Here is a 16,379-nt window from a genome sequence, read left to right as displayed (position 1 = left end):
GTTAACCTTTCAAACGCTTCGAATAAACCTGCTGTGCTATATAAATCCCCAACGACACCATCTCCTCTATTAGTAGGGATATTGGTTACAAATTAAACCAATTGTTTCTGTTTATCTTCATAAGCTTTAATTTTATCTTCATATTGGAAAGTTAATTCAATTTCGTCCCAACCATTCAACAACATTTGTTTATAGTAGGGATCAACCTCGAACGAATAAGTTTCACCGTCTTCGGTAGTCACCTTTTGTTCCTCCAAATTCACTTGAACGGAATAAGGTGCCCGTTGGCCTTTTTCAAGGATTTGTTCAACTTCGGCTACCGCCAATCGAATCGGAAGCAATCCATTTTTCATGCAGTTATTATAAAAAATATCCGCAAAACTTGGTGCGATGACAACGTTAAATCCATAATCCAATAGGGACCACGGTGCATGTTCTCTTGAAGATCCGCAACCGAAGTTTTCATGGGCTACTAACACTTTTGAATCTTTAAACCGTTTATCGTTCAATACAAAATCTTTTCTTTCATTGCCTTCTGCATCGAAACGCCAGTGATAAAATAAATATTGTCCGAATCCTGTTCGCTCGATGCGTCTCAAGAATTCTTTAGAAATGATTTGGTCCGTATCGACGTTCGTTCGATCAAGCGGCGTAATGACACTTTCTACTTTATTGATTGGCTCCATTTGATTAACCTCCTTTACGCAAGAACTGCATTCATTTCACGCACATCTACGAAACGGCCTTTAACTGCAGCTGCCGCGGCCATTGGCGGACTCATCAAGTGCGTCCGTGAACCCGCGCCTTGTCGTCCTTCAAAGTTACGGTTGGATGTTGAAGCACATCGTTCACCGGCTGGAACAACATCATCGTTCATTGCCAAACACATGCTGCAACCCGATTCGCGCCATTCAAAGCCTGCCTCTAGGAATATTTTGTCTAGCCCTTCATCTTCAGCTTGTTTTTTCACCGTTCGCGAACCTGGTACGACAATCGCGGTCACTGATTCATGAACTTTTTGACCTTCAATCACTTTTGCCGCGGCGCGTAAATCACTTAACCGTGCATTCGTGCAAGACCCGATAAATACATTTTGAATTTCGATTGAAGTTAGCGGCATTCCTTCCTCTAACCCCATATACTCGAGTGCATTTTTCAATGACTCTTTATCGGATTCTGAACTAAAATCAGAAGCGTAAGGAACACTGCTTGAAATACCCGACCCCATTGACGGGTTTGTTCCCCATGTAACGAATGGCTCGATTTCATTTGCATCAATCTCAACGACTTTATCGTACTGCGCACCTTCATCTGTTGCGTATGAAAGCCACTGTGCCGCCGCCTTGTCAAACTCTTCACCGGTCGGAACGTATTTACGACCTTTTAAATAAGAAACCGTCTTCTCGTCAGGGCTGATTAAACCTGCTTTCGCACCCGCTTCGATGGACATATTGCAAACCGTCATCCGCTCTTCCATCGTTAAGTTACGAATGGCCTCGCCTGTGAATTCGATAATATGGCCATTCCCCATATCAATCCCGAATTTCGCAATAATCGCTAATATAATATCTTTAGCCGTTACGCCAAAACCAAGTTCCCCGGAAATTCGCACTTCCATTGTTTGAGGACGCGCTTGCCACAATGTCTGTGTTGATAACACATGTTCAACTTCACTGGTGCCAATTCCGAACGCAATCGCTCCAAAAGCACCGTGTGTCGATGTATGGCTATCCCCGCAAACAATCGTTTTTCCAGGTTGCGTAAGGCCGAGTTCCGGTCCGATAATATGAACGATCCCTTGATCTGGATGGTCCATATTCGCAAGCGGAACGCCGAACTCGTCGCAGTTTTCTTGAAGCGTGTTGACTTGCTTTCTAGCAATCGGGTCTTTAATCGTCGGCAAGTTTCTTGTGGGAATATTATGATCCATTGTCGCAAAACAAAGATCTGGACGACGCACTTTTCGATTTGCAATACGCAATCCTTCAAAAGCCTGGGGAGACGTAACTTCATGCAATAGATGAAGATCGATATAGAGCAAATCCGGCTTACCACTTTCTTCGTAAACGACGTGCTGATCCCAAACTTTTTCGATAATTGTTTTAGCCATCTTGCTCCCCCTCTATATTAATTGTACGTAAACATGATACTGTTACAAACGGATTGTAAGTCGAGTTCATCTACGACTTTATTCGCCCAATCCTCTGTCGATAAAACACGATCGCTCGGAGACGCTAAATCAGCTGTAAAGAATCCGTCTTCAAACACGGTATTCACCGCTTCTTCAACCGCCGCGGCTTCTGTTTCCATACCAAATGAATACTTCAACATCATGGCAACTGACAAGATTGTCGCTGCAGGATTTGCTTTTCCTTGTCCGGCAATGGACGGCGCGGTTCCGTGTACTGGTTCATAAAGACCGAAACCATCGCGGCCAAGACTCGCCGACGGAAGAACGCCCAATGAACCTGTGATGACAGAGGCCTCATCGCTTAAAATATCGCCAAACATATTCTCCGTGACGATTACATCGAATGCACTTGGATTTGTGACAAGTTGCATGGCCGCTGAATCGACTAACATATGCTCGACTTCGATATCGGGATAAAGCTTTTTCTTTTCCTCAACAACTTCACGCCAAAGTTTGCTCGATTCCAATACATTTTCTTTATCGACAGACGTTACTTTGCCGCGTCGCAGTCGAGCCAATTCAAATGACTTCTCGACAATGCGTTCAATTTCTTCCCGTGTATAAACGAGCGTGTCGAATGCAGATTTTTCGGTTCGCCTGCTCGGTTCGCCGAAATATAAGCCTCCAGTTAATTCGCGCACGATTAACATATCGACATCTTTAGCTACTTCTTCTTTAAGAGGAGAAGCATGAAGCAAAGACGGAACAGCCATTACAGGTCGTAGATTCGCGTATAAATCAAAGTGCTTACGAATCGCGAGCAAACCCTTTTCTGGTCTTAAATCTGTCGGGTGCTGATCCCATTTCGGACCGCCTACTGCACCAAGAAGAACCGCATCACTTGCCTGACAAAGTTCGATTGTCTCATTTGGAAATGGCGTGTTGTGCTCATCTACCGCAGCGCCGCCGATTAAGCCGTAACCAATTTCGAATGTATGATTGAATCGTCTTCCAATTACTTGCAATACCTTCACTGCTGCTTCTGTTACTTCCGGACCGATTCCATCACCTGGTAGAACTGCTACTCTCTTTTTCATATCAAGCTCTCCTCCTTATATTTTTCTGTTCATCATTAAGGCGCTGAAACCGCCACTTTTTTCTCCCGGACATCTGCGTTAATCAGTTGACGGTTAATCGCATTCAAGTATGCTTTTGCGGATGCTTCAAGAACATCTTGCGCGACATCGCGTCCTGTTGACACATGGCCATCCAAACTTAAATTTATAACTGCTTCCCCAAGTGCGTCGCGTCCTTTACCGATTGAAGTCACACGGTAATCAAGGATGTGCACTTCGCCTTGAACAAGCTCCTCCAACGTATTGAATATCGCTTCTACTGATCCTGAACCCGTAGCCGCTTTATTCACTTCTTCACCGCTCGGCGTGATTGCCGAAACCATTGCCGTCGGGACGTTCGCCGTGCCGTATTGCACTTGAACATTCGTTAATTGATAAACCGGCGTATCCGAACTTTGGATTTGTTGATCCGTGAAGAGTACAAATAGATCATCTTCCGTAATTTCTTTTTTACGGTCCGCAAGCTTTTTGAACTCGATAAACGCAACATTTAATTTGTCGTCGCTTAATTCGAAGCCCATTTTAATCGAACGATCTTTGAACGCATGTCGTCCGGAATGTTTTCCAAGCGCCAATGGAACATCGCTTTCACCGATCAAAGCTGGCGTGATAATTTCATAGGTCTCTGGATTTTTCAACATGCCGTCTTGGTGAATCCCCGATTCATGTGCGAAAGCATTTTTACCGACAACCGCTTTATTCGGTTGAATCACGACGCCCGTCAACTGGCTGACTAGCTGACTCGTTCGTTTAATTTCTTTTAAATTAATATCCGTTTCAAAACCATAAAAGTCTTTTCGAACATGAAGTGCGACTGCAATCTCTTCTAATGCAACGTTGCCGGCACGTTCGCCGATCCCATTAATCGTTCCTTCGACTTGATCGGCTCCGTTTTCAATCGCAGCGATCGTATTGGCGGTCGCCATTCCTAAATCATTGTGGCAATGCGCTGAAAGCTTCACTTTGTCGATACCCGTTACATTTTCTTTCAAGTATCTGAACAGTGCGCCGTATTCCATTGGCGACGCATAACCCACTGTGTCGGGAATATTTATGGTCGTTGCACCCGCCGCAATCACTTGGTTGACAATGCGAACGAGAAACTCCGGATCCGACCTAAAAGCATCTTCAGCTGACCATTGGACGAGCGGGAATTTTTTCTTTGCATATTTGACAGATTCAACCGCTAGTTCGACCACTTCATCCGGCGTTTTCATAAGTTTATATTGCATATGAATTGGCGATGTCGCTAAAAATGTATGAATATGGGGTTGTTCCGCACCCTTAAGTGCTTCCCACGTCGTATCTATATCGCTTTTAATTGTGCGTGCAAGCCCGGTAACAATGGAACCCTTCACTGTGTTCGCAATTTTCTGAACCGCTTGGAAGTCTCCAGGGGATGAAGCAGGAAATCCTGCTTCAATAATGGTTACCCCTAGTTTTTCCAGCTGACGCGCAATTTCAAGCTTTTCAGCTGTGTTTAAATTAATCCCCGCAGCTTGTTCACCGTCTCGTAGCGTTGTGTCGAAAATATCAATCTTTCGCACTCGTCACCACTTCCTTCTCTTTCTTACCTGCGTTCACAAATGGCATCATTTCACGAAGTTTTTGTCCAACAGCTTCGATACTATGTTTTTCTTCTTTTTCAGTGATCGCGTTAAAGTTTGGACGTCCTGTTTCGTTTTCTTCGATCCATCCTTTTGCGAACTCGCCTGATTGGATTTCCGAAAGAAGTTCTCTCATGCGATCTTTCGTTCCTGCATCGATAATGCGGTCTCCTGCAACATAATCTCCCCACTGCGCTGTGTCAGAAATCGAGTAGCGCATTCCTGATAGTCCGCCTTCGTACATAAGGTCAACGATTAGTTTCAGTTCATGGAGCGTTTCAAAGTAAGCTAGTTCTGGCTGATAACCCGCTTCGACAAGGATTTCATATCCAGCTTTGACAAGCGCAGTTGTACCGCCGCAAAGAACTGCTTGTTCTCCGAATAAATCTGTTTCAGTTTCTTCTTTAAATGTCGTTTCAAGAACGCCAGCTCTTGCTGAACCAATTCCTTTTGCATATGCAAGTGCAACTTCTTGCGCTTTTCCTGAAGCGTCTTGATAGACTGCGAACAATGCTGGAACACCAGCACCTGCTTCAAATGTTCTGCGTACAAGATGTCCTGGACCTTTTGGCGCTACAAGGAATACGTCAACGTCTGCTGGTGGTTTAATCTCATCAAAGTGAACGTTGAATCCATGGGCGAAGACAAGTGATTTTCCTGCTTTCAACGCTGGTTCAATTTCTTCTACGTATACTTGCTTCTGTCTTTCATCTGGCAGTAAAACCATGACTAGATCCGCTTGTTCTGCTGCTTCTTTTACTGACGCAACATCTAAGCCGTCTTCTTTAGCCGCATCAAATGATTTTCCCAGGCGAACACCAACGACTACGTCAAATCCTGAATCTTTCAAGTTTCTCGCATGTGCGTGACCTTGTGAACCGTATCCGATTACTGCAATTTTCTTTCCTTGTAAAACACTCTCATCGATATCGTTGTTATAATACATTTTAGCCATTTTTAATTTCCTCCTAGTAGGTTGTTTTTATTTTTATTTTAAAATTGATAACTGTGGTGAATGAACCTTTTGTGTTTCACGGACAAATGCGGTAGCACCCGTTCGCGTTAGTTCTTTAATGCCATATGGTTTGATCAAATCGATAAACGCTTCAATCTTTTCGGGATTTCCAGTCACTTGATAAGTCACTACGTTTTTCCCGATGTCGATGGCAGTCGCTCGAAACGGTTCGATGATGCTGTTCATTTCGCTTCGAATATGTGGCGGCGATATAACTTTGACGAGTGCGAGTTCTCGCATAACGATCGATTTGTCCGTTATATCATCCACTTTAATGACATCGATTTGTTTTTGAAGTTGTTTAACGAGCTGTTCGATTTTTCGTTCGTCTTCAACATGTACGATAAACGTCATTTTCGACATTCCCGCTTGTTCCGTATGACCGACTGTAATGCTTTCAATATTGAATTGTCGTTTCATGAGCAGTCCAGTCACCCGGTTCAATACGCCGCTTTGGTTGATGACCGTTACTGTAATGACTCTTTTCATTTACCGCTCACTCCAATCATTTCATTCAATCCCGTTCCTGGAACAACCATCGGGTATACATTTTCCAATTGCTTCACTCGACAATCGATGAGAACCGGTTCGTCGGATAATAGCGCCTCTTGGAAAACTGCCTCTGCTTCTTCTAATGTGTTGATGCGGTACCCCTTCAGATCGTATGCCTCCGCCAGTTTAACGAAATCCGGTTGCACCGGGATTAATGATTGGGAATACCGTTCTTCATAAAACGTTTCTTGCCATTGGCGCACCATGCCTAAACCTTCATTATTTAATATTACGACTTTAACGGGTATTCTGAGTTCTTGCAGCAAAGATAGTTCTTGTGCAGTCATTTGGAAACCCGCATCCCCGACAATCGCTACGACTCTCTCTTTCGGTTTTGCGAGTTGGGCGCCAATCGCTGCCGGAAATCCGAAGCCCATCGTTCCTAATCCGCCTGACGTTACCCAATGATCCGGGTTGTTGAGCGAATAATACTGCGCCGCCCACATTTGGTGTTGACCGACATCTGTCGTGACAATGGCATCGCCGCCTGTCACTCGGTGAATGATTTGAATCGCTTGCTGCGGCAGAAGATGTTCTTTGTCTTCTACATACCAAAGCGGATACTCTTTATGCGCTGCTTTTAAGTGAGATATCCAATCATTTGTTACCGGTGATGCAATTTCTTGTTTCAGCAATTCTTTTAACGCTTCTTTTGCATCTGCGACAATCGGAATGTCAGTCGGAACGTTTTTCCCGATTTCAGCTGGATCAATGTCGATATGGACGACTTTTGCATTTGGTGCAAATAAATTCAGGTTTCCGGTAAGCCGGTCATCAAATCGTGCACCAATGTTAACGAGTAAATCACACTCACTTATTGCCGTGTTCGCCGTGTACGTTCCGTGCATGCCTGCCATTCCAAGAAACAATTCATGTTCTCCGTGAATGCTTCCCAGACCGAGCAATGTATTCGTGACAGGTATGCGATATCTTTCAACAAGTTCTTTTAATTCGTCCATCGCCCCGGCGTGAAGGATTCCTGCTCCTGCAAGGATAAGTGGTTTCTTGGCACTCGAGATGGCTTGCGCCGCTTTTTGTATTTGTAAAAAGTTCGGTCTTGTCGTCGGTTGATAACCCGGCAAGTTCACTTCTTCATCTACATGCTTTTCTTCGTCGAATAATCCCACGGCGATGTTCTTCGGAATGTCGACGAGCACCGGTCCTCTTCGTCCAGTTGATGCGATATGAAAAGCCTCTTTTATGATTCTTGGTAATTCTTTTATGTCGTTTACTTGATAATTATGTTTTGTAATTGGTTGTGTGATTCCGATTATGTCCGCTTCTTGAAATGCATCAGTTCCGATAACTTCTTGCCCGACCTGCCCAGTGAAAACGACTAACGGCAACGAATCCATCATTGCATCTGTAATACCTGTCACTAAGTTGGTCGCTCCTGGTCCGGATGTTGCAATGACGACTCCTGTTTTACCTGATACGCGTGCATAGCCTTCCGCCGCGTGGATTGCGCCTTGTTCATGTCTTGCGAGAATATGCGAAATCGGATTTTTGTATAAGGCATCGTATATTGGTAAAACGGCTCCACCCGGATAACCAAAAATCACTTCGACACCTTGATCCTTCAAAGCTTGAATGAGTACTGCAGACCCATCATTCAATTGTTTTGGCTGTACTTCTGTTAATGCCGACATTTCAGTGAGCTCTTGTGTTGCTTGACCTCCAGTATTCATTTACCAAACTCCTCCTGACCTAAATTTATTAAATATAAAAAAGCTTTCTCATCCCGCGCAAAGAAACTATGTTCTTTACGAGGGATGAAAAAGCTTTTCATGGTACCACCCTGGTTCGTAGCGATAACGCTACCTCTCGAATAGCCGAAGCTATTCATTCATAACGAGCGCAAGTCTGGCGCCCGGAACGACCTAGTCAGTTTCCTTTTCAGCAGTTCTCTCCGAGGGGATGTCGCAAATAGATGTATTGCCGGCTTCCACCAGTACCGACTCTCTAGTAATACATTGGCCTATTTCCTTTTACCTCATCAACGATTTGGGTTCTCTATTCAATTATGTGACCGCCAATTTGTTTGTGAATTCAATCACGAACTCGATTGGATTGATGTCATCTTACCGCGTATTTTTCATTACGTCAACAGATTCTTTATAATTGCGTGTGAATTTAAAATAGTGGAACCATGTGTATCCGCTTACATTGTTGGTGCTACAACATTAAAAATTTTCAACTTTTTTATAACTTTTTCGTATTTTTGTCGGATATAGCCTTTGAAAATTGTCCATTATGAATTGTCAGGGTACTTTGTGAATTATTTGTGACCGAGGAATACCGCGTCGAGGGAAAGTAACACTTGAATAGTGAGTGAGTGACCCATTTTTGCAGATATCCGACAGATAACTTGATTTATCCGTCATATTAACATAGATATCAGACACTTTGCCTCGCATATCCGTCACATAATTACTTATATCCGTCACTCAAATGATTATATCCGCAAAACATGACTTTAGCCCCCCACAATTGAGGTCAAAGATTAAAAAAATTCACCTCCAACAATGGAAGTGACAATTTTCGCAGAAATCCATCAAACAGTACGAAATGCAAACAAGCATGTGTAAATAAAAAAACCGAGTACCAAGATAATTCTTAGGTACTCGGTTATTAAAATTCATTTTTCCAATCAAACAACTCTATTTTCAGGATCTCGTCCTTCTAATACATCCGTAATCGCTTGTAAGTTCATTTTCATCATTGCATGACGGGTGCGGATGCTTGCGCTTCCGATATGCGGTAAGACTGTGACATTTGGTAGCGTGAGTAATGGATTGTCCATCGGAACCGGCTCGACTTCGAACACATCGAGTCCCGCTCCCCAAATCGTTCCGTCTTTTAACGCATGATAAAGCGCTTCTTCATTCACGATGCCGCCGCGTGCGACATTGACGAGTATGGCTGTTTTCTTCATTTTCGTAAGTTCACTTTCACCGATCATATTTTCAGTTTCCGGCGTAAGCGGTGCAAAAATGAGTACGATATCTGATTCTTGCAGGAGCGTATCCAAGTCTGCATACTCAAAACCATGTTCTTCTTCCGCTTCTTCTTTACGCGTACGGTTTTGATAGAGCACGCGCATATTAAAACCTTTTGCACGGCGCGCAGCAGCTTCGCCGATTCTTCCCATGCCAATGATACCTAAAGTCGAACCTCCGACGTCCATGCCTGTGAAGTCCATGACCGACCATGACTTCCAATTGCCTTTTCGCAGTTCATTTTCCGCTTCGGTAATTCGACGTGCAGTCGCTAAAATCAGCGCAAACGCTAGATCCGCTGTCGTTTCCGTCAGCACATCCGGCGTATTCGTGACGATAATTCCTTTTTCCTTCGCAACGTCAATATCGATATTATTAAATCCGACAGCCAAGTTGGAAACGACTTTTAATTTGGTCGCCGCATCGAATACTTCTTTATCGATACTATCTGCTAACACAGACCAAAGCGCATCGGCCTCTGCAACTTCTTTCAATAAAACATCCCGTGGTACCGATTCGCTCGCCGATTCCCACATACGAACCGTATACTTCTCAAGTAACGGCGCAATTGCTTCTTCTGGTAATTTTCGCGTGATGTAAATAACTGGTTTCAAAAAAGTTCCCCCTAAAAAAATAGTGCTTATCCGCCTATATAGCTCATTCCGATTTTTTTGCGGATTTTTGCCGTTTGTTCGGTCCGTTCATCGGAATAACGGTCAACTCTACGTTCCCACACATTTGTAATCTTCTCAAGCAATTCATCATCTGACAGGCCGCTTCTTATTAATTCGCGAAGATCGAATCCTTCAGAAGCAAATAAACAAGTAAAGAACTTGCCGTCTGAAGAAAGACGTGCGCGCGTGCATGATGAACAAAAAGATTCCGAAACGGACGTGATAAAACCGACTTCTGCATCATTATCTTTATAACGGTACCGTTTGGCAACTTCGCCGAAGTAATGTTGGTCAGTAGGTTCGATTTCATAAACTTCTTTCAGCATTTCATAAATTTCCTTTTTGGTGACGACTTGTTCGAAACTCCATCCGTTGTCATTTCCAACATCCATAAATTCGATGTACCTGAGCATGATCCCGCGTTCTTTGAAATAAGCCGCCATTGGAAGAATTTCGCTTTCATTGACGCCTTTTTGCACGACCATATTCACTTTGATTTCGAACCCGATTTTTTGCGCGTGTTCAATATTCGCTAAAATGAAGTCCGGTTTAATGCCGCGGCCATTCATTTTACCGAAAATTTCAGGATCCAACGCGTCCAGGCTCATATTCAATCTACGGAGTCCCGCGTCGTAAAGCGGCTGTGCGTACTGACGGAGCAGTACCCCGTTTGTCGTCAAGCCAATATCTTCAATGCCGTCAATTTTCAATAGCTTTTCAACTAAAACCGGCAAATCCCTGCGCATTAAAGGCTCGCCGCCCGTTAAACGCAGTTTCTCCACGCCGAGTGACGCAAATAGTTTCGCGAATCGTTCAATCTCCTCGAAAGACAATAGTTCATCTTTCGGTAAAAAAACATAATCATCACCGAAGACTTCCTTCGGCATGCAATACGTGCATCTGAAATTGCAACGGTCTGTGACTGAAATTCGAAGATCTCGAATCGGTCGACCGAGCTTGTCAAGAATCGCTTCCATCTCCTCAGCTCCTTTCCAAGTCGTTAGGCATATTTATATTTGTAAATATACGTTTTTCATTTTGTGTAAGTGAATCTCCATTAATCCAAGTGACATCAAGTTCTTGCAACAAATTCATGACACTGAGCCGTTCGTTTAGGAGCGCATCCAGTATCGATTCCTTCGTTTCTTTATTCCAAACCGACACGAGCGGATGATGTTTTCCCGCCGCCATTACGGCAGTCACGCCTCCCTGATGAAACTTCCTAACTCTATTCATTATACTATAATCCACGTAGGGCATGTCACACGGAAGTACTGCGTAGGCATCTGCATCGATTGCTTCCATCGCTGAATAAATTCCGGCAAGCGGGCCTAATCCAGCTACTTCTGGCATGTCGGTTATCGTATTTATACTTTGCGGAAAATGTTCAATCAGTTCTTCCCTTGTCACGACAACGACTTCTTCACAAAAAGGTTCTAGGGCTTCGATTGATCGTTCATAAAAGTACTCGGAATCAAACCGGGCAAATGCTTTAGGGGAACCGAAACGTCTTGATAATCCGCCTGCTAGTACGATGCCCGCAGTTTTCATCCCCCGCTCACTGGCGGAATAAATGCGCAAACATCGCCGGATTGAATGACATCATCTTTTAAGGCATATTCTTCATTGACCGCAACGTGAATCATGTCTTTTCCAAAGCCAGGATACGTATCTTCCGCCCAATCAAGTAATTGTTGAACAGTCAACGTTTCTTTATCGATTGTTTCCTCAGATTTTCCTGTTAGTTCTCGAAGACGTGCAAAATAATGTACTTTAATCAATTTGATAGCTTCCCTTCCCCTGGATATCTTTTTTGAGCGCCAATCCACTCTTCGCCGTCTTCCCAAATCTCTTTCTTCCAAATCGGGACGACTTCTTTTATTCGCTCGATGGCGTATTCATTCGCCTCATAAGCCGCTTTTCGATGCGGGGATGAAACCGCGATTAGAACCGCGATATCCGAAATTTGTAGTTCTCCGATGCGGTGGACGATGGCTACTTTGACGCCCGGCCACTTTTCTTCCATCTCCGCGCCGATTTCCGCAAGCTTTTTCTCAGCCATTGGAATATATGCTTCATAGGATAAATACAAAGTCCGAACCCCGTGCGTCCATTCACGAACGTTTCCAGTGAAAATGGTCACTGCACCTGCGCCTGCGTGAAGGACGTAATCTGCATATTTTTGTGTATCTATTGGTGTTTCAACAATTTCAAATGATTTCATTTTGTACTCCCTCCTCCAACCAGTTCAAAAACCAGCTGTCGAGTTCTGCTTCATGTGATCGAGAAATACTTGGCCCGAAATCCGTACGATTATCACTTTGTTCGACAACTAGTTGGATATTGTGCAAGCTCTTCAGTTCTTCCCAATCAGCTTGATTTCTCAGTAAAACGACTTTATCTCCTCGTTCTTCTTTATACCCTTCTATCAGTAAAACGTCTGGATTTCCGATCGAGGCGATTTCTTTCATTCTTATAAAATCGAGTTCTTCATTCATAAGCAACTGAAATGAGCCGCCGCCCGATACAGCTGAAACGTCAGCGCCGCTGTTTAGGAATTGCACGGAATCAGTATTCGAGTCCGGCATGTCGAGTCGGCTCGCATGTCCGTGGTGTTTTAACACCGCAACCGAAAGCCCTTGCTTTTTCACTAATCGAATCCAGCGTGTAATCAACGTTGTTTTTCCGCTATTTTTGAATCCTACAATGTGTAATGTTTTCATAGCACCCAATCGCTAACGCCTTGTTCAGCACCTAATAATAAGACATCTACTTCCATGCCAGTTGAAAATCCGCGAGTTCCGCTGGGCAGGACAATGATGCAGTTTCCGCGTGCGATCGATGACACTGCGCTGGATTTATTAAACCCTGCCGGCACTGCAACCGGTCCTTCTTCAGTCATCTCCCAAACTGCACGCACAAAACGTGTAAACGGGTTCGGCTTTGTGAAATCTTCCCCGAGCACGGCTTTCATGCGTGGCATATATGGTTTTTCCGCACCCATCATTCGAAGGATTGCCGGTCGAGTGAATAATTCAAAGCCGGTGAAACATGCGGATGGGTTCCCAGAAAGTCCGAACAGAAGCTTATCCCCAAGGACGGCCACTGTCGTCACACTACCCGGACGCATCGCCACTTTGTTGAATAAAACCTTAGCGCCGAGCCGCTCATAAATCGCCGGTAAATAATCATAATCTCCGACAGAAACGCCGCCTGTCGTGATTAACACATCCGTTTCGGCAAGCGCTTTTTCTACCATTTCTGTGCAAGCGTCCAAGTTATCCTCGAGCATGCCGTATGATTTGTAATCGATTCCCATTCTTGTCAATTGGGCTGCGATCATCGGTCCGTTGGAATTTCGGATTTTACCGGGTGCAAGCTCTTCATCAACACGAAGGAGCTCGGTTCCAGTCGATAAAATACTCGCGACAGGTCGCTTGGCAACTTGTACTTCCGCATAACCAAAGGTCGCGAGAAGCGCAGTCGTTCCGGGATGGATAAATGCGCCGCTTTCAATAAGGGTTTCCCCATCTTTTGCGTCTTCGCCTTGAACTGAAATATTTTCGCCCGCAGTAAATGGTTTACGTAGCGTGAAACTATCTGGTTGTTCCACTGTTTGTTCTAGCATCACGACCGCATCCGCGTTTTGCGGAATCGGAGCGCCTGTCATGATTCGATACGCTTCGCCTTCCCCGATTTCCTTGGTTGCTACATGCCCTGCCCCGATTTCACCGATGACGTTGAAGGCAATTCGATTATCCCCAGAGGCTCCGTTTGTATCTTCGGATCTCAATGCAAAACCGTCGTATGGCGATCGATCAAAAGGCGGCACATCATGCTTCGCAATAATTGGTTCGGCCAAAATCCGGCCATATGTATGTTCAAGGGCAATTTTTTCTACCCCGATTGGTTGTGCGTGTTCCATGACGAGTTTGACTGCTTTCGCTACTGGAATTGGTTTTCTCATTATAAAGTCCTCCCCATTTATCATCTGGTATACTTAACTTAAGTTAATGCTGAAAGGAATGATCATTTTGTCTAAACTAACACATTTCAACGAACAAGGTCGCGCTAAAATGGTTGATGTTTCGGATAAGGCAATCACTGTTAGAACCGCAATTGCAAAGTCATCTATTATGTTAAATGAAACCATTCACAGTCAAATTACAGAAGGCACGAATAAAAAAGGCGATGTATTGGGTGTTGCGCAAATTGCTGCTGTTATGGCCGCAAAAAACACGCCCACCATCATTCCAATGTGCCATCCACTTCCACTTACCGGGATTGATGTTCAGTTTGAATGGATCATCGATGAGCTTGCTTCTCATTATGAGGTAATCATCTACGCGGAAGTGAAAACTAAAGGGGTTACCGGCGTCGAAATGGAAGCATTGACCGCCGCTTCAGCCGCTGCGCTTACAATTTACGATATGTGTAAAGCTGCTGGTAAAGAAATGGTTATCGGGCCGACGATGTTAATCGAAAAAACCGGTGGAAAAAACGGGGATTATAAGCGTTTGGATGATTGACTCCGAACTAAACTGCGTTAACGTGCAAACAGCTGATGTTTGCACGTTTTATTATTCTTCTAAGTGTTTCGTAATTTCATGGACAACATGATGCAATTCAGGAATGACTAATTTATCCATTGCGAGCTCTACCGCTTTCACTGAACCCGGAAGCATATAGACGACTTTATCTTTGATAATTCCGGCTTCTGCACGGCTCAATAACGCTTTCGTTCCAACATCTTCCGTGTAACTAATCATGCGAAAAAGTTCTCCGAATCCGTCAATTTTCTTCGTGAAATACGGTTCGATGGTTTCCGGCGTAACATCTCGAAACCCTAAACCGGTCCCGCCCGTCGTAATAATTCCATTGACATTCGGATTTCGCAACCACTCTTCAATAATCGATTCAATTTCCATTTTGTCATCTTGGCAAATCCATGTTTCAAAAATCTTATGGCCTGCATCTTCAAGTTTTTGTCGAATCGTCCAACCACCCCGGTCGTTCGAAACGTTTCTCGTGTCACTCGTCGTCAGCACGCAAAATACGAGCTGTTTCTCTTGATCATACTCATGTTCTTTTGACAAAATTACCGCTCCTCTTCAACCAAAAAATTGATGATACATTTTTCGCCCGGTCTGAATATCTTTCAATCCATGTATTAATAGCCTTCCATTTGCGAATAAAATGCATCTATATCCGTCAGAATTCATTTCAATGAAATAGGGTGTCTTCTTATAGGGATTACCCAGCTTTTCGGCTACTCTTTCGGCATCTCCCAATGACAACACACGGTCTTTCTCTGGTATAACTTGAACTGTATCACGTCCGCAAAGCACTGCGAAGTTCGTTCCGCTTTCTGGCGTTAATGACGGGAATGTCGAATTAGGTCCGCATGTTTCGCAGTTTTCATTTTTCATTCGCCCGAAACCCGCCTCGACGTTTGTATTGTTCCAAACGTCATATGTAAGCATTTTTTTACGCATCGCATCTTTATTGCCCGAAAGCCATTTCAATGCCTCTGCACTTTGATGCGCAGCCGTAATTTGAACAGCCGGTGCAATAATTCCAGTTGTATCGCAAGTTTCATTCACCGCTGGCATAACAGGTAAGAGACAACGGAAACATGCGGTTTCACTTGGAATAAAAGGATATATTGTACTTGAACTGCCTACACAAGCACCATACACCCAAGGGATATTCAATTTCCAAGCAATATCATTAATGACTAATCGTGTTTCAAAGTTGTCCGTCGCATCGAGAATGATATCGGCTTTTCCTGCAAGTTCTTCCAATAACGGTCCATCGATATGATTCAGGATCGTTTCAATTTCCACATCATCCCGTATCGTTTTTAACTGGCGCTTCGCCGCTACCACTTTCGGTGTTCCGTCAATCGCATCTTGTTCCGTAAACAGTTGTTGCCTTTGCAAATTTGAAGGCTCCACATAGTCCCGATCCGCGATAATGAGTTTTCCAATACCAGCACGAGTGAGCGTTTCCGCAATCGCCGTCCCAAGCGCCCCGCATCCGATCAGCAAAGCAGTCGATTGTTTAATTTTAGTTTGTCCCTCTTCACCAATCGGACTAAATAGCGTCTGTCTTGAATAACGGTTTTGCATCCTTTGCTCACCCCTTTCTAAGTAATCAAATGTTATTAAATAAGACGAATAAAATTGATGGGTACTTCCTTACTTGCTTTTTTATAGGCTATTTGAATAACTTCCTTAATTTAATGAGATTTCCAGTTGATTGG

Annotated in this window: 17 protein-coding genes; 1 reads left to right on the top strand and 16 read right to left on the bottom strand. The window is 44.0% G+C overall.

Translation table 11 applies throughout. The features are described 5' to 3' along the window. Window positions 1-92: 92 nt before the first annotated feature. The 14 genes from leuD to glp form a co-directional block, all read right to left on the bottom strand. Entirely contained in the window at window positions 93-686 is a 594-nt protein-coding gene (leuD, locus tag JSQ81_RS14665) for a 3-isopropylmalate dehydratase small subunit (protein ID WP_212604760.1), read from the bottom strand. Between the two features lie 14 nt (window positions 687-700). Beyond that, window positions 701-2,110, bottom strand: a complete 1,410-nt coding sequence (gene leuC, locus JSQ81_RS14660) for a 3-isopropylmalate dehydratase large subunit (protein WP_212604759.1) — start codon at window positions 2,108-2,110, stop codon at window positions 701-703. A gap of 17 nt (window positions 2,111-2,127) precedes the next feature. Next, on the bottom strand, window positions 2,128-3,228 hold the full coding sequence (gene leuB, locus JSQ81_RS14655; RefSeq protein ID WP_212604758.1) for a 3-isopropylmalate dehydrogenase: 1,101 nt from the start codon (window positions 3,226-3,228) through the stop codon (window positions 2,128-2,130). A gap of 35 nt (window positions 3,229-3,263) precedes the next feature. Beyond that, window positions 3,264-4,814, bottom strand: a complete 1,551-nt coding sequence (locus JSQ81_RS14650; protein WP_212604757.1) for a 2-isopropylmalate synthase — start codon at window positions 4,812-4,814, stop codon at window positions 3,264-3,266. Then, a complete protein-coding gene (ilvC, locus tag JSQ81_RS14645) occupies window positions 4,801-5,829 on the bottom strand; it encodes a ketol-acid reductoisomerase (RefSeq protein WP_212604756.1) in 1,029 nt (342 codons plus the stop codon). The genes JSQ81_RS14650 and ilvC overlap by 14 nt, the downstream gene beginning before the upstream one ends. 33 nt (window positions 5,830-5,862) lie before the next feature. Further along, window positions 5,863-6,378 (bottom strand): acetolactate synthase small subunit, encoded by a 516-nt coding sequence (ilvN, locus tag JSQ81_RS14640; RefSeq protein WP_212604755.1) that lies wholly within the window; start codon window positions 6,376-6,378, stop codon window positions 5,863-5,865. After that, window positions 6,375-8,090 (bottom strand): biosynthetic-type acetolactate synthase large subunit, encoded by a 1,716-nt coding sequence (gene ilvB, locus JSQ81_RS14635; RefSeq protein WP_212607682.1) that lies wholly within the window; start codon window positions 8,088-8,090, stop codon window positions 6,375-6,377. Before ilvB ends, ilvN begins: the two co-directional genes overlap by 4 nt. Window positions 8,091-9,091: 1,001 nt before the next feature. Continuing rightward, on the bottom strand, window positions 9,092-10,054 hold the full coding sequence (locus tag JSQ81_RS14630) for a 2-hydroxyacid dehydrogenase (RefSeq protein ID WP_212604754.1): 963 nt from the start codon (window positions 10,052-10,054) through the stop codon (window positions 9,092-9,094). A 26-nt stretch (window positions 10,055-10,080) separates the two neighbouring features. After that, the gene (moaA, locus tag JSQ81_RS14625; RefSeq protein WP_212604753.1) at window positions 10,081-11,091 is read right to left on the bottom strand and encodes a GTP 3',8-cyclase MoaA; all 1,011 of its coding nucleotides are present in this window, start codon (window positions 11,089-11,091) and stop codon (window positions 10,081-10,083) included. A 4-nt stretch (window positions 11,092-11,095) separates the two neighbouring features. Further along, window positions 11,096-11,665: a molybdenum cofactor guanylyltransferase gene (locus tag JSQ81_RS14620; RefSeq protein WP_212604752.1), complete on the bottom strand. Its 570-nt coding sequence runs from the start codon at window positions 11,663-11,665 to the stop codon at window positions 11,096-11,098. After that, on the bottom strand, window positions 11,662-11,895 hold the full coding sequence (gene moaD, locus JSQ81_RS14615) for a molybdopterin converting factor subunit 1 (protein ID WP_212604751.1): 234 nt from the start codon (window positions 11,893-11,895) through the stop codon (window positions 11,662-11,664). The genes JSQ81_RS14620 and moaD overlap by 4 nt, the downstream gene beginning before the upstream one ends. Next, window positions 11,892-12,338, bottom strand: coding sequence for a molybdenum cofactor biosynthesis protein MoaE (locus JSQ81_RS14610; protein ID WP_212604750.1), 447 nt, complete (start codon window positions 12,336-12,338; stop codon window positions 11,892-11,894). Before JSQ81_RS14610 ends, moaD begins: the two co-directional genes overlap by 4 nt. Then, window positions 12,325-12,837, bottom strand: coding sequence for a molybdopterin-guanine dinucleotide biosynthesis protein B (gene mobB, locus JSQ81_RS14605; protein ID WP_212604749.1), 513 nt, complete (start codon window positions 12,835-12,837; stop codon window positions 12,325-12,327). The genes JSQ81_RS14610 and mobB overlap by 14 nt, the downstream gene beginning before the upstream one ends. Then, window positions 12,834-14,081, bottom strand: a complete 1,248-nt coding sequence (gene glp, locus JSQ81_RS14600) for a molybdopterin molybdotransferase MoeA (RefSeq protein WP_212604748.1) — start codon at window positions 14,079-14,081, stop codon at window positions 12,834-12,836. The genes mobB and glp overlap by 4 nt, the downstream gene beginning before the upstream one ends. A gap of 67 nt (window positions 14,082-14,148) precedes the next feature. On the opposite strand from glp, the gene moaC reads away from it, so the two are divergent. After that, window positions 14,149-14,643, top strand: a complete 495-nt coding sequence (gene moaC / locus JSQ81_RS14595) for a cyclic pyranopterin monophosphate synthase MoaC (RefSeq protein ID WP_212604747.1) — start codon at window positions 14,149-14,151, stop codon at window positions 14,641-14,643. A gap of 51 nt (window positions 14,644-14,694) precedes the next feature. Here moaC and JSQ81_RS14590 read toward each other — a convergent pair whose 3' ends face one another. Together JSQ81_RS14590 and JSQ81_RS14585 are read right to left on the bottom strand one after the other, a co-directional pair. Further along, complete coding sequence (locus JSQ81_RS14590) at window positions 14,695-15,210, bottom strand: MogA/MoaB family molybdenum cofactor biosynthesis protein (RefSeq protein ID WP_371812417.1); 516 nt, start codon at window positions 15,208-15,210, stop codon at window positions 14,695-14,697. A gap of 15 nt (window positions 15,211-15,225) precedes the next feature. After that, window positions 15,226-16,245 (bottom strand): ThiF family adenylyltransferase, encoded by a 1,020-nt coding sequence (locus JSQ81_RS14585; protein WP_212604746.1) that lies wholly within the window; start codon window positions 16,243-16,245, stop codon window positions 15,226-15,228. Window positions 16,246-16,379: the final 134 nt, after the last annotated feature.

The sequence above is a fragment of the Sporosarcina sp. Marseille-Q4063 genome (assembly GCF_018309085.1).
Classification (GTDB): Bacteria; Bacillota; Bacilli; order Bacillales_A; family Planococcaceae; genus Sporosarcina.
This window is presented reverse-complemented; position numbering and strand designations above follow the sequence as displayed.